This is a genomic window from Sphingobacterium sp. GW821-FHT03E03 (genome assembly GCF_059420745.1).
Genome location: NZ_JBWKUH010000026.1, coordinates 1 through 25,300 on the forward strand (window position 1 = coordinate 1; position 25,300 = coordinate 25,300).

The following is a 25,300-nucleotide window of genomic DNA, read 5'->3' on the forward strand; positions in this document are numbered from 1 at the left end:
ATTTATATATTTCCCAGCGATTACTGGCCCCGCCAAAACGAAAATGACAGAAGAATGGACGATGTTATAGTGCTTTGTTCCTGAGTAGTAATCTATTTATGGTTTTTATTGAGTAACTTTGCGGCGCAATGGGTACATTATTGGATAACGGAATTAAGCCGTATAATCATTACGGCGCTTATTTAAAGCAAAAATATAACGGACAGAAAGTATTTAAAGTGATTGTCGATGGCAATTTCACTTGTCCCAATAGAGATGGTAGCAAGGGCTATGGTGGGTGCACTTACTGTAATGTAGATTCTTTTACGCCCGATACTGCGCGAAAAATTCCTTCTATACGTGAGCAGGTGGAGTCAGGAATTGAACGTGCTCGTAACAGCTATGGCGCAGAAAAATTTATTATTTATTTCCAACCCAATACCAATACGTACGCACCAACACATTTACTGAAAATGATGTACGACGAAGCGTTAAGCATAGATCCCGACAATACATTAGGTCTTTCTGTGGGCACACGTCCAGATTGTTTGGACTTTGAAAAAATTGCTTTGTTGGAATCTTATACCGATCGTTATGATGTAGATTTGGAAATGGGAATGGAATCGATTTATAATGATACCTTGGAAAAGATCAATAGAGGTTGCTCGCACGATGAATTCATAAAGGCTATGGATATGTTAAAGAATACACCTTTAGAGCTTTGTGTGCATACTATTTTCGGATTTCCATGGGAGACGGAGGAGATGATGTTAAAATACGCTGATGAGATTAATCGGTTTCCACAAATTAGGTTCGTTAAATTGCACCATTTACATATTGTGGAAGGTTCAATTATGGGCGTAAAATATAAGCGTGAACCTTTTGAATTGTTCTCTATAGAAGGTTATACGGACTTCCTTTCAAAATTTATTCCACGTTTGCGTTCTGATTTGATTATCCAACGTATTTTTGGTATCGCAGACAAAGAGCTATTGATAGCGCCAAATTGGGGATTGCCCAAGTCGGGGATTCAAACCTATATTGACAAAGGTCTGGAAGCTCGGAAAGTCCTGCAGGGTAGTCTCTGTTAACTTTATGAATAGACTTCAGATTGAAAAAGATTGTTCATTTCTACAATTCTATAAGACTAATAGAATTGATATAGTATAAATAAATACGGCTTCATAAATAAATACGGCTTCCTTTTAGAAGCCGTATTTATTTTATGTTGTACTGTAAGTCAAATTATCCTTCGACAATGGATTTCAGATCTGCTGGAGAATAATTGATAGACTTTAGTGTTTTATTGTCAGCCGTTCTAAAAACCAGAAATTTTCCATCAACTTCTTTATAGTAAGATTCTACTCCTTTAAGTTTGTAATGCTCTTGAGTAGCGATTGCCTCAGCTTCGTCATTGCAGGCCTTACTCATATTTGAACGTTGCACTTCATCAAAAAGTGCTGAAAATTTATCTTTTAAACCAAATTCAAGAACCGCTCCAGCGAGGACGTATTGAATGTCACATAAGGCATCTGCAATTTCCACAAGATCTTTATCTTGGATAGCTTCTTCTAGTTCTTTTAATTCCTCAGCTATCAACGAAACCCGTAGTGCACATCTTTGTTCAGAAGGAATTGTTGGTGTATCCAGGATCGGATGTTGGAATGTTTTATGGAATTCCGCTACGGATGAAAGTGTTTTTGGATCAGTCATATTCTTTTATTTTTTATACTCTTCTTATCTCAGGAGCAAATATAAAAAATAAAGGACGGTTAACTGAATGACCGCCCTTTATTTTATTTCTCAAATGAAATTTGATTAGATCAAATGTTTCAATTGAACAATTTCTCTCTCTTCTAAATATCTCCAACGTCCGCGTGGTAAATCCTTTTTCGTCAAGTTAGCATATACGACACGATCTAACTTGACAACGTCATAACCAAGAGATTCGAAAATACGACGTACGATACGATTTTTACCAGAGTGGATCTGAATCCCTATCTCTCTTTTAGAACCTCCTTGTACATAGCTTAAATCATCTGGTTTGATTACGCCATCTTCTAATTCAATACCAAAATTTATCTTGTTGAAATCTCCTTGAGTAAGACTTTTATTAAGTTCAACATTGTATATTTTGCTGATGCTATTACGTGGGTGGGAAAGTTTTTCCGCAAGATTGCCATCGTTTGTCATCAAAAGTAATCCGGTTGTATTTCTGTCAAGACGACCAACTGGATAGATGCGTTCTTTGGTTGCTTTGGAGACAAGTTCCATTACAGTATGACGTTCCTGAGGATCATCAGTCGTTGTGATGTAGTCTTTTGGTTTATTGAGTAAAACATAAACCATTTTCTCACGCTTTAAACGCTCGTTGTTGTAACGGATTTCGTCGGTAGCTGGATCAACTTTGGTACCTAATTCAGTAACAGCCTCACCATTTACCCATATGACACCTGCAGCGATTAATTCGTCTGCTTTACGTCTTGAGCAAATACCTGCATTGGCAATATAACGGTTTAAACGTATTAAGCCATCATCTTCTGCTGACGTTTCGGTTTTCTTCTTAGGACGTTTGATGTATTGTTTATCGTCAAAACTCTTGTTTTCATCAAAGTTTCTGCTTCTATCCCCATCGAATTTTCTGTTAGATGGTTTATCAAAGCTTCTGCTGCGATTGTTTGATGAACGGTCATCCTTATCGAAACGCTTGAATGAGTCTCTTTTCTCAAAAGAGCCTTCTTTTCTGTCAAAAGATCTTGATGAATCATTTCTGTCGGAGCGTTTGAAACTATCTCTTTTATCAAATGAACCTTCTTTTCTGTCGAAAGATCTTGATGAATCATTTCTGTCGGAGCGTTTGAAACTATCTCTTTTATCAAATGAACCTTCTTTTCTGTCGAAAGATCTTGATGAATCATTTCTGTCAGAGCGTTTGAAACTATCTCTTTTATCAAATGAACCTTCTTTTCTGTCGAAAGATCTCGAAGAATCATTTCTATCGGAACGCTTGAAGCTATCTCTTTTATCAAATGAACCTTCTCTTTTGTCGAAAGATCGAGAAGAGTCGTTTCTATCGGAACGCTTGAAGCTATCTCTTTTATCGAATGAACCTTCTCTTTTGTCGAAAGATCGAGAAGAGTCGTTTCTGTCAGAACGTTTGAAATTATCTTTTTTATCAAAAGAACGCTCAGATTTATCAAATTTGTTGAATGAATCTCTTTTGTCAAAAGATCTAGAAGAATCATTTTTATCAAATGAACGGCCACCTCTGTTGAAAGGCTTTTCTGAATTGTCTTTTGAACGGAAGGAGTTGTTTTCTCCTCTAAAGGATGGTTTGTCTGCGTATTTATTAGATCCAAATGATCTATTCTCGCGGTTGTCATCTTTTCTGAAAGAACCTCTTTCAGATTGATCCTTTGAACCAAAGGACGATTTTTTACCGAAACTATTATTCTTGTCGCCTCTAGATTTGAAGCTATCTGAGTTGCCCCGTGACTTTCTGGAGTTGTCATCACGACTGTTCCTTTTATTGCTGAATGGCATTGTGTTTTGCTAAAATGTGAACTGCAAAGTTAGGTATAATTTTGGGTTTTGCGAAAAAATCCTTATCTTTTTGTCTTTTCTTGCATTTGGACAATTTGAACGTGAAAAAATACCCTTTAAAATAGCTGTAACGTAACTATTTGTTTTTTAAATAAATACTGTTTATCTTTGTCCCCTCGAATTTGAACCAAGCTATTTTTTGATCGATTTGACTCGTGGATAGGATAGCATTAAGGGAGTGAATGATAAGAAAAAAAGTATTATGTAGTAGTTTGATTTTGTTTGCTTTATTGCTTTCAAAATTATACTCAACCCCACACAACAACACTTCTGGCAGCGATAAGATCGCAGCAGCGAAGTTAGTCGAAATTCCAACTCATCATGGAGGCGACGAAGAGAAAAAAGAAAAAAGCAATTCTTTTGAATCTTACCTGAGTTCATTGACATTTGCTGAAGATTCATTACCAATGGATCGTCCATTAGTGGAAAGCAAATTGCGCAAGTTCTTCAGTAGATTTTCATTTAAAAAAACAGGATCGTATGATATGCATAAAAAGGCAGAGACCTATTTGCCTATGATCGCCAAGATCCTGAAATCACATGGTATTCCCGAAGATTTTAAGTACATCCCACTGGTTGAAAGTGGCCTGAGTAAGGCTGTCGTTTCGACAAAAGGGGCGGGTGGTTATTGGCAATTTATGCCAGCAACAGCTCGTTTGTATGGCTTAAGGGTCAATGGCGCAGTAGATGATCGAAAAGATCTAGTGAAATCCACTCATGCAGCAGCACGCTATTTAAAATACCTTTATGCTCAGTTTGGTAATTGGACTTTAGTGGCCGCGGCATACAATGTTGGTGATGGTAGTTTAAAAGGTTCAATAAGAAGACAGAAGAAGGATGATTATTTTGCTTTGAAGCTGAACAATGAGACTGGATCTTACGTGTATAAATTGGTTTCAATGAAGGAGATTATCGAACATCCGCAGAAACACGGTTATTCGCGTTATGCGGACAAAGAGACTGAGACGCTGGATAGAGAACCTAATATGCTCTAGATAAAGAACAAACAAAATAAAAAAGGATTTCCCATTGGGAAATCCTTTTTTTGTTAGTCTTATTTGGCCGGAGAGTCGATCTATCCGAACGGTAGATCTTATCTTAGGTCGACAATGTCAAATCCGCTGTAGTTGCTTTTATTAAAGGTAAAAAAGCTGGATGCAATGGACTTGTTTCCTTCTTGTGAACTCAAGGTATATGTGTAGCGATTACCACTCTTATCAAAAATAGTCGTATCGTAGATCAAATTATTCGCTTTATTGATCCGCAACTTAATTTTGGAATAGTTCTTTTTGCTATCAATTGGTGTTAATTCCACAACACTCAAACTTATTCCTTTTACTTTTTCCGTACCTGCTAACGCATATTTAAAGCCTGAGGTATAGAATGAAAAGATATTTGTCGGGTTGATCTCATTCGTTGAGTTACTCGCCTCGGATATCTCGACTTCTTTTTCTGATTTCATAATATTCCATTGTGTTTTGGAATCTGAAATTAGAATTTGATTTTTGGTATTGACATGGTATTTATTATTTGCCTTGTCAAGATACAAGGTGCCCGCATCTGAATGTGAACTTCCATTTGCTTGTTTTATGTCTAAGGTAAAACCGGCTTGTATAGTCTTATATCCGTTATACTTTTGACTTACTTTGTTAAGTAATGCTTTTGCGGCATCATTTTGCGCATAGCTGTGTTGACTCATTGTGAGAAGCAACAGGCTTAGCACTAACCATAGTTGTTTTTTCATGTTAATTGTTTCTTAATGTCTCCAAATACTGTTCTAACGAATATTCATCTGGATAAAGAACTTCACGTGCTTTACTTCCTTCAAATGGGCCTACAATTCCGGCGGCTTCCAATTGATCGATGATTCGTCCAGCTCTATTATAACCCAGTTTCAATTTACGTTGGATTAAAGATGTAGAACCTTGTTGATGCATGACAATCAAACGAGCAGCGTCTTCAAACAATTGATCGCGATCTTTTGGATCAAAATCTACACTACCTGAACCCTCTCCGTTTTCATCTACATATTCTGGGAGCATAAATGCCGATGGATAACCACGTTGTGCTCCGATATAATCGGAGATCTGTTCAACTTCTGGTGTATCGACAAATGCACACTGAATACGTATCAAATCACTTCCAGTAGCCAGAAGCATATCCCCGCGACCAATTAACTGATCTGCTCCGCCGGTATCTAAGATAGTTCGCGAATCTACTTTTGATAACACCCGGAAAGCAAGACGTGCTGGAAAGTTGGCTTTGATTGTACCTGTAATGATATTGACTGAAGGACGTTGGGTTGCAATAACCAAGTGAATTCCTACGGCACGGGCCAATTGGGCCAGTCGTGCAATAGGGGTTTCTACTTCTTTTCCGGCAGTCATCATCAAATCGGCAAACTCATCAACAATAAGAACGATATATGGTAAGAATCGGTGACCCTCCTCAGGGTTTAATCTGCGATTGATAAATTTTGCATTATATTCCTTTAAATTACGAACCTGTGCATTTTTTAACAGGTCATAACGCTGATCCATCTCTATACAAAGTGAGTTTAAGGTATTGATAACCTTTTTTGTATCGGTAATGATCGCTTCCTCCTCATCGGGTAATTTGGCCAAGAAATGACGTTCAACTTTTTTGAATAGGGAAAGTTCAACTTTTTTTGGATCGACAAGCACAAATTTGAGTTCAGCAGGATGCTTTTTATACAATAAAGACGTCAAAATCGCATTGATACCAACGGATTTACCCTGACCTGTGGCACCTGCAACCAGAAGGTGGGGCATCTTTGCTAAATCGGCAATATAGACCTCATTAGAAATTGTTTTTCCCAATGCGATTGGCAGATCCATATCTGTTTTTTGGAACTTTTCAGTAGCCAAAACAGATCGCATGGATACCATTTCGGGACTCGAATTCGGTACTTCAATACCGATGGTTCCTTTACCCGGCATTGGTGCTATAATCCGAATTCCAAGCGCAGCAAGGCTTAAGGCAATGTCGTCTTCCAGATTTTTGATTTTTGATATCCGTACGCCGGGTTTAGGTATAATCTCGTATAGGGTAACTGTAGGGCCAATTGTGGCTTTTATACTTTCAATCTCAATGCTATAGTTTCTAAGTGTATCAACAATTTTGTTTTTGTTTGCTTCAAGTTCATGCTGATTGATGGTAATTTTACCAGATCCATAATCTCGCAATAGGTCGAGCGTAGGGTGTTGATAGCCCGATAAGTCCAATTTAGGGTCATATTGACCAAATTGGGCAACTAGATCGCTCGCTGTAATTTCTTTTTCTTCTTTAATATCCTCGACAACCAAACCCGGTACTATGGCAACTTCAACAGGGAGCTCTGGCTCGGGTTGCGGGATAATTGTTATAGCGGGACTATAGTTTTCCTGAATACTGGGGCTATTTAGTTCTTCCGTATCTTCATCTGGTTGATCAATGGTGAAGCTAATGGAAGGCGTACTCTCCGTACGTTCCAAAGGGCTCCCATCAAAGGTGAGTACAACCTTGTCCTTCGGATCTATTTGTATCTCTGGTATGGGGTGATGTGTAAATGCAGGGCGCTCAAGCTCTTCTTGCGCATCTTTCTCCCGACTGGATTGAAATCTTTCATTTATTGAAGTTGGTCGTTGGAAAGATTCTCTAACAGATTGTATAGAATCATCCTCGACATGAACTTTGGTTCTTAGGTTATTCCCAGTATAGGAATCTTCGCTGTCTTCATCTTCAAGCTCCTCGGATAAAGATTTGGGATTTCGATTGCTGAACAATACAAATTTGAAATCTAAGTTGTATAGTAGTATCAATGTTGTCAGGTACGCAAATGCTAAAATACACCCCACACCCACAATACCAACCTGTGCTTCCAGCAGCTTATTGGTCCAAAAACCAAATTTGCCTTCCAGCATATGCGGTGTATCTGCCATAAATCCATGTAAGAACCCCAATGTTACAGAAATAAAGACAATTGCTACAAATGAGTAAACAACAGTACGGTATAATGGAAGCAAGGATTTTTTGAATAATAGACGATAGCCCAAAATGAATAATACCGGAATAAAAAGGAAAGAGGCAACGCCAAACCATTCATACATAAATTGATTGGCAAGTAATGCGCCGAATTTCCCTAATTTATTGTCAACGACAGGTAATTCGACAGCCTCATCGTGAATTTCTTCGGAAGAACTAAAAAGGGTTCCCCAACCGCCATTTGTTTTGGCGATATAACTTTGGTCATCTTCCCATGTAAAAAGATAAGAGACAAAAGCAGTGGCAAAAGCCAACGAAAGTACAATCAACAAAATCCCTAGAATTTTGACAGTCTTCTGTTGCGCATCTGAGTAATCCCTAGGGACGCTGGTTGTTTGACTTTTTTCTTTTTTAAATGTTGCCGATTCTTTTGACGGGGCACGCTTGCCAGAAACTGAATTTCCTGCCTGCCTAAATGTATTTCCTTTATTTGACATTGAAAAGCTCACAATTATACTGCTTACAAACTTAGTTATTTTGATAGTATTTTGAAGATCATGAACAAATTATTTTAAGTTTGTAATTTTTTCATAAACGAATAATTTCAGATAGGCTATTAAATGAATAATAGCAATTATAACTAGCAAATACTATGCCCTGAGAATAGATTTGTTGTAAAGATTGACCTAAGCGGAAAAGAATATGGTGGTTTTGTCTGTCTTTTACAGTTAAAGTAAATTATGTAGTTTTACTGATCAAATTAAGGCATTATGAATAAGTTTCAGATACGAAAAGCAGAACAGGCGGATAAAGGAAGGATTTGGGAAATTATACAACAGGCAATCGCATTACGAAAGGAGCAGGGCAGCAGGCAATGGCAAGATGGTTATCCAAATGAAGATGTGGTACAGTCAGATATAGACAAAGGGTATGGGCATGTTGTGGAAGTTGATGGTAAAATCATCGGTTACGTCGCTATTATTTTCGATATTGAACCTGCTTATAATGATATTGATGGCAAATGGCTTAGTGATGGGGAATATGTAGGTATTCATCGCTTGGCTTCAGCTCAGGATCCACATGTAAAAGGCGTTGGTACAGCCATCATGCAAGGGGTGGAGGAAATAGCGGTAAATAATGGAATATATAGTATCAAAGTGGATACGAATTTTGATAATGGGGGGATGTTGCACGTATTTGATAAGTTAGGGTATCAATATTGTGGAGAAGTACATTTTCGAGGTGCTGCTCGTCGGGCTTTTGAAAAACTATTGAAATAAGTGACTATAGCACCAGGATCGAGCGAACATGAGTTAAAATAAGATTGGTTTTGTGACCGACTTTAATGACTAGCTATAAAAAATAAAAAACCCCTTTTTACGCTGTAAAAAGGGGTTTTTTATTTCGTAAAACGTAGTTTTATGCAATAATCAAATAGTAATTTTTCTTACCTCTCTGTGCAATAATATATTTATTGTTCACCAAATTGCTTTCGGTGATCACTTGTTCAATATCTGTTACTTTTTCACGGTTGATAGACACACCACCACCTTGGAGCATTTTACGGGCTTCGCCTTTTGACGGGAAAACTTGCGTATTGACAGCCAACAGATCGAGGATATTGATTCCTGCTTCTAGATCTTCTCTTGCTACCTGAAATTGTGGAATACCTTCAAATACTTCAAGGACAGCTTCGTGATCTAAATCGTTTAGAAATTCCAATGAGCCGTTGCCAAAAAGAAACTCAGAGGTTTTAATAGCAGTCTCATAAGCTTCTTCAGAATGCGTGCGAATCGTGATATCTTTTGCTAATGCTTTTTGGACAATGCGCAAATGTGGTGCGGCATCGTGCTCGGCGATGATCGCCTCGATTTCTGCCTGCGGCTTAAGTGTAAAGATCTTAATCCAGCTTTTGGCATCGTCATCTGAGGTGTTTAACCAAAATTGATAATATTTATAGGGCGAAGTTTTCTTTGGATCTAACCAGACTGCCCCAGATTCTGTCTTTCCGAATTTTTGGCCGTCTGCTTTTTTAATCAATTGTGTCGTAATGGCATAAGCTGTTCCCTGATCTTGACGACGAATCATTTCACTTCCTGTGACAATATTACCCCATTGATCAGATCCACCCATTTGTATTTTACAATTGTGGTGTTTCCACAGATAATAGAAATCGTAACCTTGAATCAATTGATAGGTGAATTCTGTAAATGATAGACCATTGTCTCCTTCTAAACGTTTTTTTACAGAATCCTTTGCCATCATATAGTTGACGGTAATCATTTTACCGATATCACGGATAAAGTCCAAAAAACTGAAATCTTTGAACCAATCGTAATTATTAACCATCTGGGCATCATTTTCGCCTTCTCCAAATTCAAGAAATTTGCCTAACTGTTTTTTTAGACAAGCAACATTATGTTGTAAGGTTGCTTCGTCAAGTAAGTTACGCTCTGCAGATTTGAAAGAAGGGTCTCCAATCATTCCTGTTGCGCCACCCACCAATGCTACTGGTTTATGCCCCGCATTTTGGAAATGGATTAAGGTCATGATTTGAGTTAAGTGTCCTACGTGTAGAGAGTCTCCTGTGGGATCAAAGCCGATATAGCCAGCGACTTTTTCTTTATTCAGTAAGTCTTCAGTTCCAGGCATAATATCTTGCAGCATGCCTCTCCAACGTAATTCTTCTACAAAGCTCATTGTTAAATGGATTTAATTTTTTAATTTACAAGATGCAAAGATAGGAGATTAAGCGTATATTGAGCGAATAATTCCATATAAAAGCACACGCTAATAAGCTAATATGAATTTTTTATCACATTTTTATTTTGAGCGGTTTGCGACCAATCCCGAGCGAATTGTTGGCGGGTTGTTACCTGATCTGTTAAAAAATGCCGATAAAACTTTTGTGCTCAAACCCAGGCAATATGAAGATGAATTGCTGGATAACCCATTGTTGGAACAACTTTATATCGGTTGGAACCGTCATATAGAGGTTGATCGTCTCTTTCATAATTCAACTTATTTTTTTCATCACACACATCAACTAAAGTTACAGATACAGTCAAGTCTACAGGAACTGCCTATTCGCCCTTCCTTTATGGCACATATTGCTTTAGAGTTGTTACTGGATCATATCCTGACACAGCAAAAAGCGGTGTCTATAGATAAGTTCTATGCGGCAATGTCGCAGGTGAACGAAGATGCTGTGCGGAAATTTTTGAAAATAAACCAATTAAGTGATATTCCTAAGTTTGATAAATTTTACCATCAATTTATTGACTGGAAATATATCTATGATTATGCGCATATTGAAAAAATTGCGGGTGCGCTTTTCAATATCTGTAAGCGCTTATGGCAATTTGAAGTTCAGGAGCATCAGCGTGAGTTATTGACGGAACAATTGATTTCTTATTTACAGCATCATATGGCGGACTATCAAGAGATTTATCAATATATTCATTATGAGTTGGTCGACTTTAAATAGTCTATCCAAAAAATACCAATAGTATAAGACCTTGAAAATATTTATTTTCGCATAATTTTACGTATAAAACTAATATTACATGTCACATAGACTTTTTCGGAAGAAAAGTGTTGATCAGATCCTACTGGATACCCAAAAGGAGGGTGGAACTGGCCTCGCGAAGGTTTTGGGGGTAACCGATCTGGTTTCATTGGGTATAGCCGCTATTGTGGGCGCTGGAATCTTTAGCACCATCGGATTAGCGAGTTATGAAGGTGGGCCAGCCGTTTCTCTTCTATTTATTTTTACTGCTTTTGCGTGCGTGTTTACAGCACTTGCATATGCACAGTTTGCCAGTACCGTACCTGTCTCGGGATCAGCTTATACGTATGCCTATGTGGCTTTTGGTGAGCTGTTTGCTTGGATTATTGGCTGGGCGTTGGTATTAGAATATGCGGTTTCAAATACGGTAATAGCTATTTCCTGGTCGCAATATTTTGTTTCTATGCTGGAAGGGTTTGGGCTGCACATGCCTGCTTGGCTTTCGATGGCACCAGGGTATGCATATGATGCTGTGGATAAAATGAATCAGCATGGGATGTCAAGTCTTACGGCTATTGATCAGCATGGACTTGCTGCATTTAACAGTGCGCCACGGATCGGAGGAATGCCCATTATATTTGACTTACCAGCAGGTGTAATTACCTTTTTAGTTACTTGGCTCGTTTATATAGGTATTAAGGAATCCCAAAAAGCAAGCATGATTATGGTTATGATCAAGGTCGGGATAATCTTGGCGGTAATTTTTGGTGGAATCTTTTACGTGAAGCCCGAAAATTGGACTCCTTTTGCACCAAATGGCCTACAGGGGGTACTTGGAAGTGTGGCGGCCGTATTCTTTGCTTTTATCGGATTTGATTCGATCTCAACAACTGCCGAGGAATGTAAAAACCCACAACGCGATCTACCTAAAGCAATGATTTATTGTTTATTGATTTGCACAGTACTCTATGTGGCTATTACTTTGGTGTTGACAGGGATGGTAAATTATACTGAACTTAATGTAAAGGATCCTTTGGCTTTTGTGTTTAAGTATGTTGGATTTGACCATATGGCTGGGGTTATATCAGTAACATCTGTTATTGCGATTACCAGTGCCCTTCTGGTCTATCAATTGGCTCAACCAAGGATTTGGATGACAATGAGTAGGGACGGGTTATTATGGAAGAAATTTGCGACTATTCACCCGAAATATAAAACACCTTCCTTTGCGACAATTGTAACAGGTCTTGTCGTAGCGATTCCTTCTTTATTTTTCAAGATGGACTTCTTTGTTGATTTGACGAGTGTGGGTACGTTTTTCGCTTTTATTTTAGTCTGTGCAGGTGTACTGTATATGGATTATTCGGGATTATCGGCCAAATCCAAATTTAAGGTTCCCTACATCAATGGTAAATACGTTGTTGGAGCAGGACTCATCATCGCGACTGTCTTGATAGGAATCTATGGAAAAGATACATTGGACGAATGGAAGAAGCTTTCCATTTTGGAAATAGTAGAACATAAAATGTTAGTGATCATTTTTTGGCTAACATGGTTGGGTCTGGGTATTTATAGTTTTAAAATGAATTTTTCGCTTTTACCTGTTATCGGGATATTGATTAATCTTTATTTGATGACCGAGCTTGGTGCAAGTAACTGGATTATTTTTGTGATTTGGTTGGTCATTGGTTTAGTTGTGTATTTTATGTATGGCTATAAACATTCTAAGCTCAATAAATCAGTATCTATTGAGGGATAGCGTCCCCTATTTTTAAAAGGAAAAGGAGCTGTTGTTTTGCAATAGCTCCTTTTCCTTTTAAAAATTTTTACCGATTAAAATCTCCACAAAAGGATTCGGCTTACTTTGTTACCTTGTTCCATGCGGATAACTTCGGACTCTTTTACATTGATTTTCTTTAACTTATGCTGTAGAAAACGGACGTCTTCACGATGGGCAACCAATGAGGAGAACCATTTAACCTGATCTTTGTAGAATTGGCTCTCAAATATCATGCGTGTCAAAAAGGCTTTCTCGCCGCCATCACACCAAAGTTCACTTCCTTGTCCTGAGAACGTTTGGACAACGGTATTCTCATCTATTTTAGCATTTTTTATACCTGTAGCTTTACGTACGGATTGTTGTAATGCTTCTGTCTGCGAACTAAAGAAAGGTGGATTGCAGATGATCATGTCAAATTTTTCATCTGGGAGGATGATATCTTTGAAAATCGCTTTTGGATTGTTCTGTAATCGTATTTGGATGTTCTTTTTTAAGCTCACATTTGTACGTGTAATTTCAATCGCGTTTTTATATGCTTTTTTTATGATTTCTGAACCAACAAAACTCCATCCATATTCTTGGTGACCAATAATGGGATAGATACAACTGGCTCCCACACCAATATCTAGCACCCGTACCTTTCCTCCTTTTGGAATTTCACCGTTATTATCTCTGGCAAGAACATCCGCAACATAATGGATGTAATCTGCTCTACCTGGAATAGGAGGGCATAGATTTTCCTTTGGGATATCCCAATGTTGGATGTGGTAGTATTTTTTTAGAAGTGCTTGATTTAAAACCTTAACAGCATCGGGGTTGTTAAAATCAATTGTTTTGAGCTTATAAGCATTTACTGTAACAAAATCTTTTAAGGAAGGTTCGATTTTGCTAAGTTCGTCAAAATTGTAATTATCGAGATGTCTATTTCGAGGGTGTAATTTCTTTGTTGGATTAGCGTCTGCCATGATATAATATTTGCAACAAAAGTAATGCAATTCTATTGAATAAAAAAGGTGATGCTTCTGCACCACCTTTTAAGACTTAATCTTTTCGTATGAGATGAACCTCCGATGTCTGGGGGAAATTCAGTGGAACTCGTTCAATCGTGACGAAACTGGAATCTAGACCAAATCCCTTTTCTTCGGATAAACTCATTTTTTTCAGGTATCCATAAATGTCCATAATCACTTTTTCGATCCATGACATCTGGTTGGTTTTGGATAATACCTTTTCCAGTACAACAAATTTGAAATCTCCTGGAATATTATGTTTACGGAGTGTGTCGTATTGACTTGTGATGTCAATTTCACCTTTTTTTACCATTTCTTCAACTACTTTTCTGAAGAGTAGGCTAATACGCTGTTCTTCTCTAAAACCCAATTTGAAGTCAATCCGTATAAGTTTTCCAGGGATCAGTTGATCAATGGAATATTCCCTGGTGTGGGGATGATCCATAACATCTACGTGTACCAGCCAGTAAACGTCAGCGCGTTTAGGTTTTTTATTAATGATGGAGTAAATAATTTTGGCTTCAATTTCAGATTTGAAATTTGCACTGGTCAGGTATACCAAATGTGACGCAAAGGGTGGAACGGACTTGTCTTCGCTCAATTCCGATATAATCGGATAATATTTATTGATATTGATAAAGTTAACAAAACGATTTTTAATCTTGCGCGCGGTATACCAGCAGTACATTGTACCAAACAAGGCAATCGCTAATAAAAGTGTCAACCAACCGCCATGGGCAATTTTTACACCATTACCGATCAGGAATGTCAATTCTATCACAAAATACGCTACTAGGAAAATCCCAATGAGTACGCGGTTGACTTTTTTCATGGCTAGGAAATAACCCATTAAAACGGTTGTCATCAGTACTGTTAGGTTGATGGCAAGACCATAGGCCGCATCCATTTTGCTTGATTCTTCGAAAACCCAGATAACGATCATACAACCGATCCAAAGAATAAGGTTGATTGACGGGACATATAATTGACCTTTATGCTCACTAGGATAGCGGATAGCAACTTTGGGCCAGATGTTTAAACGTACAGCTTCTGAAATTAAGGTGTAGGATCCCGAGATCATGGCCTGACTGGCGATCACGGCTGCAATAGTTGCGATAGCAATACCATAACCGATAAACCAATCTGGCATAATGGAGTAAAACGGATTTGCTCCGCCTAAGACACGACCTTCCTGTGTTAATAACCAGGCTCCTTGACCAAAATAGTTTAATATCAGTGTGATCTTAACATAAATCCAGCTAATGCGAATATTTGCCTTACCACAATGTCCCATATCTGAATATAGGGCTTCAGCACCTGTTGTACAAAGGAATACAGCACCGATCAAGAGTAGAGAGTGTGGGTAGGTTATTAAGATATGAAAGGCATAATACGGATTAATTGCTTTCATTACTTCTGGGGCCAAATGGATATGGGACAGACCAAGAACTCCAATAATCGTGAACCATATTGTCATTAACGGGCCGAATACTTTTCCGACAACAGAAGTGCCAAATCGTTGAATAATAAAAAGTAAAGAAATAATCGTTACAACAATTGGTACCGTTGGAAGACCTGGAAATTTGATATCCAAACCTTCTATCGCAGAGGATATTGTGATAGCGGGTGTAATCATCCCATCAGCTAGCAATGTGGCTGCACCTATCATTGCTGGGAAAATCAACCATGGTGCTCGTTTACGAACCAAAGAGTAAAGTGAAAGAATTCCACCTTCGCCTTTATTGTCCGCACGTAAGGTGATCCAGACATATTTGATGGTTGTTTGCAGGGTAAGTGTCCAAAAGACGCAGGAGAGGCCTCCCAAAACAAGATCTTTTTGAATGGCACCTTGTCCCATGATTGCTTTGAAAACATATAGCGGCGAGGTGCCGATATCTCCAAACACGATTCCTAAACTGATCAATAATCCGGCGACACTCACCTTATTGATACTGTTGTGATGACTGTTATCTGTCATTTAATTATTATTTTATTTCAAAATATAATGCAAAAATAGACTTTTTGTCCGTACTTTAAGCAGGTACATTTGCTGCGCCAAATTTTAGCATTTCATTTGACATGCGCAATAGCTGTTAAAATTTGTTAAAAGAATCTATCGATCCCTACTTTACCTCAAAAAATTTTAAACAAAATACTAACTTTGTTGTTGATAATTCAAATAGTTAGCGTTATATTTGATTAAACCGTAACCAATATTTGAAGTCTAATTTAACACTATGGGGAGAAATCTACTTAAAGCAGCTTATTTAACACTTATTACCACACTGACCTTGTGCAGCGGGGTAGGTCGAGTGTATGCGAAGTCTCCTGATGACCATACTTTTTTGCAAGCTACTTGGAACGGTAATGAGGGATTTGGAGATAACAATATTAAGGATACTGAGAAACTGATCAATAACGTTAAAGTATTTTATAATCCGATTGCAGAACAAGTCAATCTTTCCTTTAAATTGGCAAAGTCATCTAGTGTGTCTATTAAAGTCATGGATGCTTTAGGTAATGAAATTCTACAACTGATGAATGGAAATCTTGACGCTGGTGTTCAGAATCTTTCTTTTGAACATGGTGGCAAATTGACAACTGGATTTTATTTTGTGCGTGTTGTTGCTGGATCTGAGACTGTGGTAAAAAGATTTTCTGTCCGCTAAGTATGACGAGAAGACTCAATTGATAAAAAAATTGAATTTACAATATAATAAGGAAGGGGATCATTTGATCCCCTTCCTTATTATATTATCGCTTATTCTTGTACTTCATCAATCCATAGCCCATCATCTTGGATGATCTTGATCAATTCGTCCAATGCCTGTGCTGAACTGACATTCTTTTTGACGACTTCTTGGCCTCTATATAAGGTTACCTTATCAGGACCAGCTCCTACATATCCATAATCTGCATCAGCCATCTCACCGGGGCCATTCACGATACAACCCATAATGCCAATTTTCAAGCCTTTGAGGTGATTGGTGCGACTCCGAATCATTTGAGTGGTTTCCTGAAGATCAAACAATGTTCTTCCACAGCTTGGGCAAGAGATATATTCTGTTTTTGATATTCTTGAGCGGGTTGCTTGCAATATTCCGAAGGAAAGAGACGCAATGTTCTCTAACGGGGTCGCCGGAGAATCAATCCATATGCCCGAACCTAAACCATCAATTAACAATGCACCCATGTCTGTGGAAGCATATAACTGTATTTTCGAGATAGGTTCCTCAGGGTTCATAAACTCGCCCATAGGACCTGAAAAATCCTCTTTACGATAGGATCTTTTGATAATGACAGGATTATCAATACCGATTTCTTGCAGATTTCGGAAAAATTGCCGCTGATCCGCCATTCCGTGTGTATGGTCGGTTTCTAATATAAATACAACAGTCTTGTCTAACGGTAATGATTCAAATAACGAGCTCGTTAAATCCGTATTATGAATTTTTACCATATTCAACACACTATCCTTATAGTCTACATGTACAAACTCTTCCAGCGTATAGAGTGGATGGATATTTGTCTTGTCTTTAAGGTTGGACCATGTCTCAAAATTATATACCTGTTTTAAATTTGCAGGCATATTAAATGAAGGCAAATGATCCCCTAGATAAACAAAATCTACGGATTGCTCACCCATATGATATTTATCCAAAAGGATATCATAACGGTAACCAACTTTTGTAAGAATTTGGGCGTCTTTCAGATTTTCATTCGAGATATCTGTTATGATTCTGGGAACGAGGGAACCGCCGATGAAGGTATTGACCTCTTGGCTCTGATATGGAATAGTTGGGCTATCTGGTGAGAGTTGTATGATTTCTTCTTTCGGTTGATTGGCCAGAGTGGTTTTTCGCTGACTATATCTATTGACCAACGCTATTGCTACTGGGGCTTCGCGTTCAGGCTCTTCCGTAAGAGAAACCCTTACAGTATCTCCAAGCCCGTCTTCTAGAAGTGTACCTATTCCTACTGCAGATTTCACACGACCATCCTCTCCATCACCAGCTTCTGTCACGCCAAGATGTAGCGGATAGTTCATGTTTTCAGAAACCATCTTTTCAACCAGCAAGCGGTAGGCCTTGACCATTACTTGCGGATTGGAAGATTTCATTGAAATACATAGATTATAGAAATTAAGATCTTCGCACATCCGGATAAATTCCATGGCGGATTCTACCATTCCTTCAGGAGTATCCCCATAATGACTCATGATCCGATCTGAAAGAGAACCATGGTTTGTGCCAATCCGCATAGCAGTACCATACTCTTTGCAAATGTTTACCAGTGGGGCAAACTTCGTGTAGATACGTTCTAGTTCTAATTTATATTCTGCTTCAGTATATGACAACAGATCAAATTTCTTCTTATCGGCATAATTGCCTGGGTTTACCCGAACTTTCTCAACGATTCGGGCGGCAACTTCAGCAGCATTTGGTGTAAAGTGGATATCTGCTACTAAGGGTACGTTATAACCTCTTTTTCGAAGTTCACTTTTTATATTTGCAAGATTCTGAGCTTCTTTTATACTTGGCGCAGTGATACGAACATATTCACAACCTGCTTCTACCATTCGAATAGTCTGTTCTACAGAGCCCAGTGTATCCATTGTATCCACAGTAGTCATACTTTGAATGCGGATCGGGTTGTCTCCACCCATAGGGATATCACCGATCTGAATTTCCCTTGTTTTCCATCTCGAATATTCTACCTTGGAATTGCAATAGATCCCTGGTAAAGTCAACATATTACTTGTGTTCATATATAACACAAAGTTAGCTTTTCTTGACTAAAAAATCACTGTCAATTAATATCTTCTAATTTTTATTGAAGCAATTCCACCATTGATGTCAAAATCAAATTTTTCAGTCGCTGCATCATAATTTGTTGATTTTACCATACCATCCATTTTTAAGAAGTCGCCTTCATAAGAAGTAGATGATAAGGCATTATCACTGGTGATACGACATGCTGCATTTTTTGGAATCGCAATTTCGATCGAAGATGCACCAGCATCCATGGATATTTTTGTTGTTGCTAAAGGTTGTCCAAGTTTTAATTTTAGACTTGTCGCCCCGGCATCAATATCCAATACCTCAATTTTATACGGTGAAAGATCTAATTTGGCATCAATTGCACCAATATCAAAGTTTAGCTTCCATACGATATTTGGATTGAGTGCAATGTAGGTATTGTTATTTTTGCTATTAAAATCTTTGTCTTTGAATTTACCTTTTAAGTTAATATCAATTTTATCTGAAGATTCATCATGTGTAGTCATACCCAAAAGATATTCACTAGAGGTATTGTATGCGGTGAAAATTGATGATGTAGTTGCAGTATCGTTTTTTAAGGATGTAGCTCCTAAATCGATGTTTAAATTTGCGCTTTTGATTTTATCATTTAGAGGGACTTGTAGTTTTTGTGCTGTATAGTTGGTCTTATCATTTGGATCGTCCATATCGATCTGTACCCCCTTGTTTTTTAGTAATTGCGTCAAAAGAGGTTCTTTTGGGGTAGATAGTCCGATATATGTAAGAAAGCCCAGGATAACTACAGTAGCACCGATAGCAATAAATTGTCCTATTTGTTGATCCTTAGGGACCAGCATACGGATTCCAGCGAGGACAATAAATAATGGCCAATATCTGAAAATTCCTACCCAATTAAAGGAAATACTGTTAAGTTGGGATAATAATAAGACAATCCCTATAAAAAGAATTGTAATTCCAGTTGTTATACGTTGTGTGTTCATGACTAATTCCGTTTGTTATATATCCCAAAAGTAAATCGCTTTGTTAGACACTGCACGAAAGATTAGGCTATTATACATAAAAATTCGGTAAATGTGAGTAATTGATCGGTAAGTAATTTTGTTTTTCTCCTACTTTTTAGGTTTTCGCTTGTTTATATATTTGTTGGAATTAAGTACCTTTAATGGATACACGCACCAAACATCAAGATTGGTGTGTATAATATATAGAATTTAAATTAATAATATGATTTTTCATCACATTGGTGCATATCTAATACTCCTTAAGTCAGTCTTTAAAAGGCCGGAGAAGGGGCGTATCTATTGGAAAGAGACCATGCTGACAATGACTGATATCGGTATAGGATCTTTAGGACTTATTGTGATCATTTCCACGTTTATTGGAGCCGTAATGACCATGCAGATCGCTTTTCAGATGGTTTCCGATCTAATTCCCAATTCAATAATTGGTTCCATCAATAGGGATTCAAATATTTTGGAGCTAGGACCTACGATTTCAGGATTGGTACTGATGGGGAAAATTGGCTCATCGATTTCTTCCCAAATCGGTTCAATGCGCGTGACTGAGCAGATTGATGCTTTGGAGATTATGGGGATAAATGCTCCGGGTTATCTCATATTGCCTAAAATATTGGCAGGAGTGACTATGATTCCGATGCTGGTTATTATCGCCATAGTCTGTGCATTAGTAGGTGGTCTATTAGGAGGCTCTCTTTCTGGAGCTGTAACTCCAGCGGACTATATTTTAGGTATTCAAGATAATTTTAATGGATTTACAGTGACCGTAGCACTTGTAAAAGCTGTTGTATTTGGCTTTATTATTACTTCCGTATCGGCATATAAAGGCTATAAAGTGAAGGGAGGGGCCTTAGAAGTAGGACAAGCGAGCACTGAAGCTGTTGTAGTTGGATGTATCACTATTCTGGCGGCAGACTATGTGATTACAGCATTAATGCTTTAAAAAGATCATATGATTCAAATTGAAAATATTAATAAGTCTTTCGGTGATAACCATGTTTTAAAGGGGATCAGTGCAAATTTTGAACCTGGAAAAGTGAGTTTAATTATTGGTGGATCTGGTTCGGGAAAAAGTACCTTACTAAAATGTATCGTCGGATTACATCATCCGGAAAAAGGAAAAGTGTTGTTTGACCAAACGGACTTCACGCGGATGAATTTTGAGGAACGCGTGCCCATCCGGAAAGAAATAGGTATGCTGTTCCAAAATTCGGCCTTATTCGATTCAATGACAGTCGAGCAGAATATTATGTTCTCTCTAGATATGTTCACAGATATGTCTAAATCTGAGAAATTGGACCGTGCGAACCATTGTTTGGAACAAGTTAATTTAGAGGGACGCAACAAGTTGTTCCCCGCGGAGTTATCTGGAGGGATGAAAAAAAGGGTAGGCATTGCGCGTGCAATCAGTATGAATCCCAAATATCTTTTTTGTGATGAACCCAACTCAGGTTTAGATCCTGAAACCTCTATCGTAATCGACGAGCTGGTTCTTAAAATTACGCAAGAATTAAAGTGTACAACAGTCGTTGTGACCCATGATATGAATTCGGTTATGGGAATTGGTGAATATATTTTGTTTTTATATCAAGGGCAGAAATTCTGGGAGGGATCCAATAAAGATATGATGCGGTCAGATGTAGAAGAATTAAATAATTTTGTGTTTGCAAGCCCGTTGATGAAAAGTGCAAAGGCCTCTATGGGACTATAAATGCTAAAAAGGGAAGCCTATGATTGAAATCTATAATCAATAGCTGTTTTTTGTACAGATTGTGTCTTTATTGATTTACATGGAATTTTTATATGTTTTAATCTTACGAATGTTATTTTTAAGTAAGATGGGCGAACGCTAAATTTCAATATAAAAGAAATTTAGCTTAGTTTTGTCGGAAAATTTTGATTTTGGCAACAACGAATATACAACTATTGACCCCACAACATTGGAAGGACTATGAGCTCATTGACTGTGGTGATTTTGAAAAATTAGAACGTTTTGGAGATCTTATATTAATCAGACCCGAACCACAAGCTGTATGGCCTAAGGCTTTGAGCGATGCAGAATGGAACAAACGTTATCATATCAAGTTCAAGGGGCGTTCAGCTACCTCTGGAGAATGGTTGAAAAAAAATCCGAAGATTCAAGATCGTTGGCATATCCAATATAAAAACGATGATGTAGCGATCAAGTTTAGGTTGGGCCTTACCTCGTTCAAGCATGTTGGGATATTTCCTGAACAGGCTGTCAATTGGGATTATATTTCGGAATCTGTTCGTTCCTTCAAGACTGAAAAGCCTAAAGTTTTAAATCTTTTTGCTTATACCGGTGGTGCTTCATTAATAGCTAAGGCTGCAGGAGCGGACACAACACACGTTGATTCCATTAAGCAGGTTGTGACCTGGGCCAATGAAAATATGGAGATTTCCAATCTCGACAATATTCGTTGGATGGTTGAGGACGCATTGAAGTTTGTCAAGCGTGAGCTAAAACGTGGAAATACTTACAATGGTATCATATTGGATCCACCAGCATATGGACATGGACCAAAAGGAGAGAAATGGAAGCTTGAAGATCATATCATGGAGATGATGACTGAGGTTGTCCAATTGCTGGATCCTACGGAGCATTTCTTGATCTTAAATACCTATTCATTAGGTTTCTCTTCTGTTATTGTTGAGAATCTGATAAAAACTGCATTTCCGAAAGTAGAGAATTTAGAGATTGGAGAACTTTTTCTACAGGCTACTGCAGGGCCGAAATTACCGCTGGGCGTTTTTGGGAAATTTCGTAAAATTGCAAAGTAGATCTTGCTGTTAAATAAATGAAAGTACTTAATGACATAAAACGCGGCAGGTCTACAAGACCTGCCGCGTTTATTTTTAGCATAAATAGATATGGTACCTAAATACGAACATTATTTAAACGGATCATAGCAAGTTCCAATTGTAATGGTATGGCTTCCAGGGTACTTTTAGGGATACAAAGGAGTTTATTTTGTAGATTATGATAGTAATCTATCCCTAGCTGTAATTGCGCCTTGAACTTAGTGATATATTTTATTTTTTTGTCATTGAGGAAGTCTTTATTGTCCTCGACGTACTTTTGAATATGATCGATGTAAAGGTCTAATTCATTGATTAGCACAAATGGTCTATCTGAATGCTCTAGGATAGAACCCCGACCATAAATATGATCAACCATCTGTTTTAAAGAATACTGTCTTTTGAACCAAACCAGATTCGGTCCGGGGCAAATAGAAACAGCAGCCTGTTCTTTATTTTGTTGGATGCCGTATTTGAGATAGGCAGGAGCTGCCAGACCTTCACAGAGACAGGTTTTTTCGGTGATGGTATCGAATGACCTATTATATTCTTCAACGGTAAGTTCTTGCGCCTGCAGTTCTTGGATCTTTTGATGCTGATAAGCGCGCGAAGCGGTACAAATCGGTTTTTCTCCGAACTCACGATTAGCGATAAGATATTCCTTCTTGCAGGGGCTACCCGGTCTCCCTTTTTTGATGCGTTCCAATCGTAACTTTTCGGCACTGCTTGGTCTAAAATTATTAAATGGTACTCCTAAAGGCGATGCTCCACTGCAATAGAAATCTGATTTCTCAGCTTCCTCTAGTGCTTTCAGTGTTTCATTGTCTACGGTTGTAGCTTCTGGAACCATTAGAAATGGAGAACCCCAACCTACGGCATCAAATTCATAGTAATCCAGTAGAAACCGGTGTTCCATAGCTGTCCCTACTCCGCCTTGTACAGTGTACCTAATTGGAGGCAAAACCGTTAATAGTACACCTTGGGATGCCCAATAATCCTGATAAATTGTAAAGAGTTCAATTTTTAAGTTTTCTTTTTTCTCTTTGAATTCCTCAAGAATGGGACCTAATAAAAAACCATCAGTAGCGAATGCATGCCCACCACAATTCAATCCAGACTCTACCCGGAATTCAGATACCCAAACACCTTTTTTTGCTAGATATTTTGCCTGAATAAGCGATGATCTAAAGTCGCTGACTTTCAAAACAACCTTTTTGTCAAACGTACTGTCGGCTTTTGGAAAGAATGCTGGTAATTCGGCCAAATAGGCGTATAAATGATGATTCATTCCCGCTGATAGGATAACAGCAGAATGTAATGAGGAATTGGCGAATCCACGTAGTGCAGCTGATGCATCTGAATATTTTTGATCTAGGGCAGTATTATTTCTGAAGTTCAGTTTATCCACTTTGGACATAATATTGACATCGATTTCACCGGGGTTTACATAGCCGACCAATAGTTCTTGTAACTGCCGCTTGATACTGGTATTGGTCTCAATTTCCATGGCATGATAGATTGGTCTAGCAGGATGAGATTCCGGCAATAACTGAAAATATTTTGTTAGATCAGAATCCTTTGTAAAAGTTTGCTGCTTTAGCGTTTCCATCTGCTGTTCTACTAAAGTCTTGACCAAGTCAAGATAAGCGGTGATTCGACTGGCCCTATAATCTTCTTCGTGCTTATAAATGGGGTTATAGGCTAGTTGGTTAAGTTTGCAGTAATATGCCCGGATGCGCTCTATGAGCTCATCGTCTACAATAGACATGACCGTTGAGATGCCATAGCGGGCAACTTTGATTGCTGAGTCTATTGAAAAAGCAAGTCCTAATACAGGGATATGGAAAGTGTGCGTCATTCTTAAATAGTTCTTTTACGAAATAATCAAGAATAACGCGATAAAAAAATAATGACTATACGTGTAAAGTGGTGATTGTGATCACTATTCAAATACAATCGTTTTGTAATCGTTGAGCATCACGCGGTCTTCACTCAATAAGCGGATCGCTCTACTTAAAACTGCTTTTTCAATCTCCTTCCCAGCAGTAACCATATCTTTGACTGTATAGGTATGATTGACATGACGAATATCTTGAACTATGATAGGGCCTTCATCAAGCTGGTCCGTGACAAAGTGTGCTGTCGCGCCAATGATTTTTACACCTCGAGAATGTGCCTGCTTGTAAGGGTTTGCCCCGATAAATGCAGGCAGAAATGAATGATGAATATTGACCAACTTATTTTCGAATGTTGCAACAAATAGGGGGGAGAGGATCCGCATAAATTTTGCGAGAATAATATAATCAAAATCGTATTGTTTGATTTGGGTAATCAATTGTGTCTCAAAATCTTCTTTCGATATACCTTCATGCGAAATATAATGGAATGGGATCTCAAATTTATCCGTAAACGAACGTAAAGTATCATAATTACCAATGACAGCCTGTATTTCTGCTCCCCAGGTTTCAAAATGTTGCCGGACAAGAATATCTGCTAAACAGTGGTGCTCTTTGGTTACGAGAACAACAATTTTCTTTCGATTGCTGGGGTTGACTTGAATCTGAGCTGAGGGAGGAAGTACGTTGGCTAGGGAATTGGCGAGCTGTGTTTGATCAGGAAAAAGACCATTGCAGACAACGCGGACAAAAAACTTGTTCGCCTCCTCATCAACATATTCCCGCATGGTAATGATGTTAAGCTGATACTGGGCTAGGGTGTTGGAAATATTGGCTACCAATCCAACGGCATCTTGACATTGGATCAGAATTAAGGTTTGGTTGTGCATGAAATATTGGTCGTAGGTCGCAAAAAAGCGGGTT

Annotated in this window: 20 protein-coding genes; 9 read left to right on the forward strand and 11 right to left on the reverse strand. The window is 38.2% G+C overall.

Annotated features, from left to right (window positions below):
* Positions 1–128: 128 nt before the first annotated feature.
* Entirely contained in the window at positions 129–1,070 is a 942-nt protein-coding gene (mnmL, locus tag AC07UV_RS20970; protein WP_495185177.1) for a tRNA modification radical SAM protein MnmL/YtqA, read from the forward strand.
* 154 nt (positions 1,071–1,224) lie between these two features.
* Here the strand turns inward: mnmL and AC07UV_RS20975 are convergent, their stop codons facing one another.
* Complete coding sequence (locus AC07UV_RS20975) at positions 1,225–1,692, reverse strand: pyrophosphohydrolase domain-containing protein (protein WP_120262186.1); 468 nt, start codon at positions 1,690–1,692, stop codon at positions 1,225–1,227.
* Positions 1,693–1,797: 105 nt separating this feature from the next.
* The gene (locus tag AC07UV_RS20980) at positions 1,798–3,522 is read right to left on the reverse strand and encodes a pseudouridine synthase (protein WP_495185178.1); all 1,725 of its coding nucleotides are present in this window, start codon (positions 3,520–3,522) and stop codon (positions 1,798–1,800) included.
* A 242-nt stretch (positions 3,523–3,764) separates the two neighbouring features.
* On the opposite strand from AC07UV_RS20980, the gene AC07UV_RS20985 reads away from it, so the two are divergent.
* A complete protein-coding gene (locus AC07UV_RS20985; protein ID WP_495185179.1) occupies positions 3,765–4,577 on the forward strand; it encodes a lytic transglycosylase domain-containing protein in 813 nt (270 codons plus the stop codon).
* Positions 4,578–4,675: 98 nt separating this feature from the next.
* Here the strand turns inward: AC07UV_RS20985 and lolA1 are convergent, their stop codons facing one another.
* Complete coding sequence (gene lolA1, locus AC07UV_RS20990) at positions 4,676–5,326, reverse strand: outer membrane lipoprotein periplasmic chaperone LolA1 (RefSeq protein WP_495185180.1); 651 nt, start codon at positions 5,324–5,326, stop codon at positions 4,676–4,678.
* 1 nt (position 5,327) lies between these two features.
* Positions 5,328–8,063: an FtsK/SpoIIIE family DNA translocase gene (locus AC07UV_RS20995; RefSeq protein ID WP_495185181.1), complete on the reverse strand. Its 2,736-nt coding sequence runs from the start codon at positions 8,061–8,063 to the stop codon at positions 5,328–5,330.
* 273 nt (positions 8,064–8,336) lie between these two features.
* Here AC07UV_RS20995 and AC07UV_RS21000 point away from each other — a divergent pair, with 273 nt between their 5' ends.
* A complete protein-coding gene (locus tag AC07UV_RS21000; protein WP_282252343.1) occupies positions 8,337–8,846 on the forward strand; it encodes a GNAT family N-acetyltransferase in 510 nt (169 codons plus the stop codon).
* Between the two features lie 139 nt (positions 8,847–8,985).
* Here AC07UV_RS21000 and tyrS read toward each other — a convergent pair whose 3' ends face one another.
* The gene (gene tyrS, locus AC07UV_RS21005; protein ID WP_495185182.1) at positions 8,986–10,266 is read right to left on the reverse strand and encodes a tyrosine--tRNA ligase; all 1,281 of its coding nucleotides are present in this window, start codon (positions 10,264–10,266) and stop codon (positions 8,986–8,988) included.
* A gap of 103 nt (positions 10,267–10,369) precedes the next feature.
* Between tyrS and AC07UV_RS21010 the strand changes: the two genes are divergently transcribed.
* Both AC07UV_RS21010 and AC07UV_RS21015 read left to right on the forward strand, forming a co-directional pair.
* Complete coding sequence (locus tag AC07UV_RS21010) at positions 10,370–11,053, forward strand: ACP phosphodiesterase (RefSeq protein WP_495185183.1); 684 nt, start codon at positions 10,370–10,372, stop codon at positions 11,051–11,053.
* A 79-nt stretch (positions 11,054–11,132) separates the two neighbouring features.
* On the forward strand, positions 11,133–12,833 hold the full coding sequence (locus AC07UV_RS21015) for an amino acid permease (protein ID WP_495185184.1): 1,701 nt from the start codon (positions 11,133–11,135) through the stop codon (positions 12,831–12,833).
* A gap of 74 nt (positions 12,834–12,907) precedes the next feature.
* Here AC07UV_RS21015 and rlmF read toward each other — a convergent pair whose 3' ends face one another.
* Positions 12,908–13,819 (reverse strand): 23S rRNA (adenine(1618)-N(6))-methyltransferase RlmF, encoded by a 912-nt coding sequence (rlmF, locus tag AC07UV_RS21020; RefSeq protein WP_495185185.1) that lies wholly within the window; start codon positions 13,817–13,819, stop codon positions 12,908–12,910.
* A gap of 76 nt (positions 13,820–13,895) precedes the next feature.
* Entirely contained in the window at positions 13,896–15,842 is a 1,947-nt protein-coding gene (locus tag AC07UV_RS21025) for a KUP/HAK/KT family potassium transporter (RefSeq protein ID WP_120262196.1), read from the reverse strand.
* Between the two features lie 259 nt (positions 15,843–16,101).
* Between AC07UV_RS21025 and AC07UV_RS21030 the strand changes: the two genes are divergently transcribed.
* A complete protein-coding gene (locus AC07UV_RS21030; protein WP_282252354.1) occupies positions 16,102–16,533 on the forward strand; it encodes a T9SS type A sorting domain-containing protein in 432 nt (143 codons plus the stop codon).
* Between the two features lie 92 nt (positions 16,534–16,625).
* Here the strand turns inward: AC07UV_RS21030 and ispG are convergent, their stop codons facing one another.
* Both ispG and AC07UV_RS21040 read right to left on the reverse strand, forming a co-directional pair.
* Positions 16,626–18,632 carry a (E)-4-hydroxy-3-methylbut-2-enyl-diphosphate synthase gene (ispG, locus tag AC07UV_RS21035; RefSeq protein WP_495185186.1) on the reverse strand — a complete coding sequence of 669 codons (2,007 nt, stop codon included), beginning with the start codon at positions 18,630–18,632 and terminating at the stop codon, positions 16,626–16,628.
* Between the two features lie 45 nt (positions 18,633–18,677).
* Positions 18,678–19,625 carry a toast rack family protein gene (locus AC07UV_RS21040; protein WP_495185187.1) on the reverse strand — a complete coding sequence of 316 codons (948 nt, stop codon included), beginning with the start codon at positions 19,623–19,625 and terminating at the stop codon, positions 18,678–18,680.
* 244 nt (positions 19,626–19,869) lie between these two features.
* On the opposite strand from AC07UV_RS21040, the gene AC07UV_RS21045 reads away from it, so the two are divergent.
* From AC07UV_RS21045 to AC07UV_RS21055, 3 genes are all read left to right on the forward strand, one after another.
* A complete protein-coding gene (locus AC07UV_RS21045) occupies positions 19,870–20,604 on the forward strand; it encodes an MlaE family ABC transporter permease (protein WP_120262200.1) in 735 nt (244 codons plus the stop codon).
* Positions 20,605–20,613: 9 nt separating this feature from the next.
* Entirely contained in the window at positions 20,614–21,372 is a 759-nt protein-coding gene (locus tag AC07UV_RS21050) for an ABC transporter ATP-binding protein (RefSeq protein ID WP_282252358.1), read from the forward strand.
* A gap of 185 nt (positions 21,373–21,557) precedes the next feature.
* Complete coding sequence (locus AC07UV_RS21055) at positions 21,558–22,463, forward strand: class I SAM-dependent methyltransferase (protein WP_282252359.1); 906 nt, start codon at positions 21,558–21,560, stop codon at positions 22,461–22,463.
* Positions 22,464–22,560: 97 nt separating this feature from the next.
* Here AC07UV_RS21055 and AC07UV_RS21060 read toward each other — a convergent pair whose 3' ends face one another.
* Positions 22,561–24,339 carry a hypothetical protein gene (locus AC07UV_RS21060; RefSeq protein WP_495185188.1) on the reverse strand — a complete coding sequence of 593 codons (1,779 nt, stop codon included), beginning with the start codon at positions 24,337–24,339 and terminating at the stop codon, positions 22,561–22,563.
* A gap of 84 nt (positions 24,340–24,423) precedes the next feature.
* Positions 24,424–25,266 (reverse strand): formyltetrahydrofolate deformylase, encoded by an 843-nt coding sequence (gene purU / locus AC07UV_RS21065; protein ID WP_282252362.1) that lies wholly within the window; start codon positions 25,264–25,266, stop codon positions 24,424–24,426.
* Positions 25,267–25,300: the final 34 nt, after the last annotated feature.

What these genes read in the sequence shown, in the direction of transcription:
- mnmL (WP_495185177.1), top strand. Translation starts at nt 129, where the DNA reads ATGGGTACATTATTGGATAACGGAATTAAGCCGTATAATCATTACGGC.
- AC07UV_RS20975 (WP_120262186.1), bottom strand. Translation starts at nt 1,692, where the DNA reads ATGACTGATCCAAAAACACTTTCATCCGTAGCGGAATTCCATAAAACA.
- AC07UV_RS20980 (WP_495185178.1), bottom strand. Translation starts at nt 3,522, where the DNA reads ATGCCATTCAGCAATAAAAGGAACAGTCGTGATGACAACTCCAGAAAG.
- AC07UV_RS20985 (WP_495185179.1), top strand. Translation starts at nt 3,765, where the DNA reads ATGATAAGAAAAAAAGTATTATGTAGTAGTTTGATTTTGTTTGCTTTA.
- lolA1 (WP_495185180.1), bottom strand. Translation starts at nt 5,326, where the DNA reads ATGAAAAAACAACTATGGTTAGTGCTAAGCCTGTTGCTTCTCACAATG.
- AC07UV_RS20995 (WP_495185181.1), bottom strand. Translation starts at nt 8,063, where the DNA reads ATGTCAAATAAAGGAAATACATTTAGGCAGGCAGGAAATTCAGTTTCT.
- AC07UV_RS21000 (WP_282252343.1), top strand. Translation starts at nt 8,337, where the DNA reads ATGAATAAGTTTCAGATACGAAAAGCAGAACAGGCGGATAAAGGAAGG.
- tyrS (WP_495185182.1), bottom strand. Translation starts at nt 10,266, where the DNA reads ATGAGCTTTGTAGAAGAATTACGTTGGAGAGGCATGCTGCAAGATATT.
- AC07UV_RS21010 (WP_495185183.1), top strand. Translation starts at nt 10,370, where the DNA reads ATGAATTTTTTATCACATTTTTATTTTGAGCGGTTTGCGACCAATCCC.
- AC07UV_RS21015 (WP_495185184.1), top strand. Translation starts at nt 11,133, where the DNA reads ATGTCACATAGACTTTTTCGGAAGAAAAGTGTTGATCAGATCCTACTG.
- rlmF (WP_495185185.1), bottom strand. Translation starts at nt 13,819, where the DNA reads ATGGCAGACGCTAATCCAACAAAGAAATTACACCCTCGAAATAGACAT.
- AC07UV_RS21025 (WP_120262196.1), bottom strand. Translation starts at nt 15,842, where the DNA reads ATGACAGATAACAGTCATCACAACAGTATCAATAAGGTGAGTGTCGCC.
- AC07UV_RS21030 (WP_282252354.1), top strand. Translation starts at nt 16,102, where the DNA reads ATGGGGAGAAATCTACTTAAAGCAGCTTATTTAACACTTATTACCACA.
- ispG (WP_495185186.1), bottom strand. Translation starts at nt 18,632, where the DNA reads ATGAACACAAGTAATATGTTGACTTTACCAGGGATCTATTGCAATTCC.
- AC07UV_RS21040 (WP_495185187.1), bottom strand. Translation starts at nt 19,625, where the DNA reads ATGAACACACAACGTATAACAACTGGAATTACAATTCTTTTTATAGGG.
- AC07UV_RS21045 (WP_120262200.1), top strand. Translation starts at nt 19,870, where the DNA reads ATGATTTTTCATCACATTGGTGCATATCTAATACTCCTTAAGTCAGTC.
- AC07UV_RS21050 (WP_282252358.1), top strand. Translation starts at nt 20,614, where the DNA reads ATGATTCAAATTGAAAATATTAATAAGTCTTTCGGTGATAACCATGTT.
- AC07UV_RS21060 (WP_495185188.1), bottom strand. Translation starts at nt 24,339, where the DNA reads ATGACGCACACTTTCCATATCCCTGTATTAGGACTTGCTTTTTCAATA.
- purU (WP_282252362.1), bottom strand. Translation starts at nt 25,266, where the DNA reads ATGCACAACCAAACCTTAATTCTGATCCAATGTCAAGATGCCGTTGGA.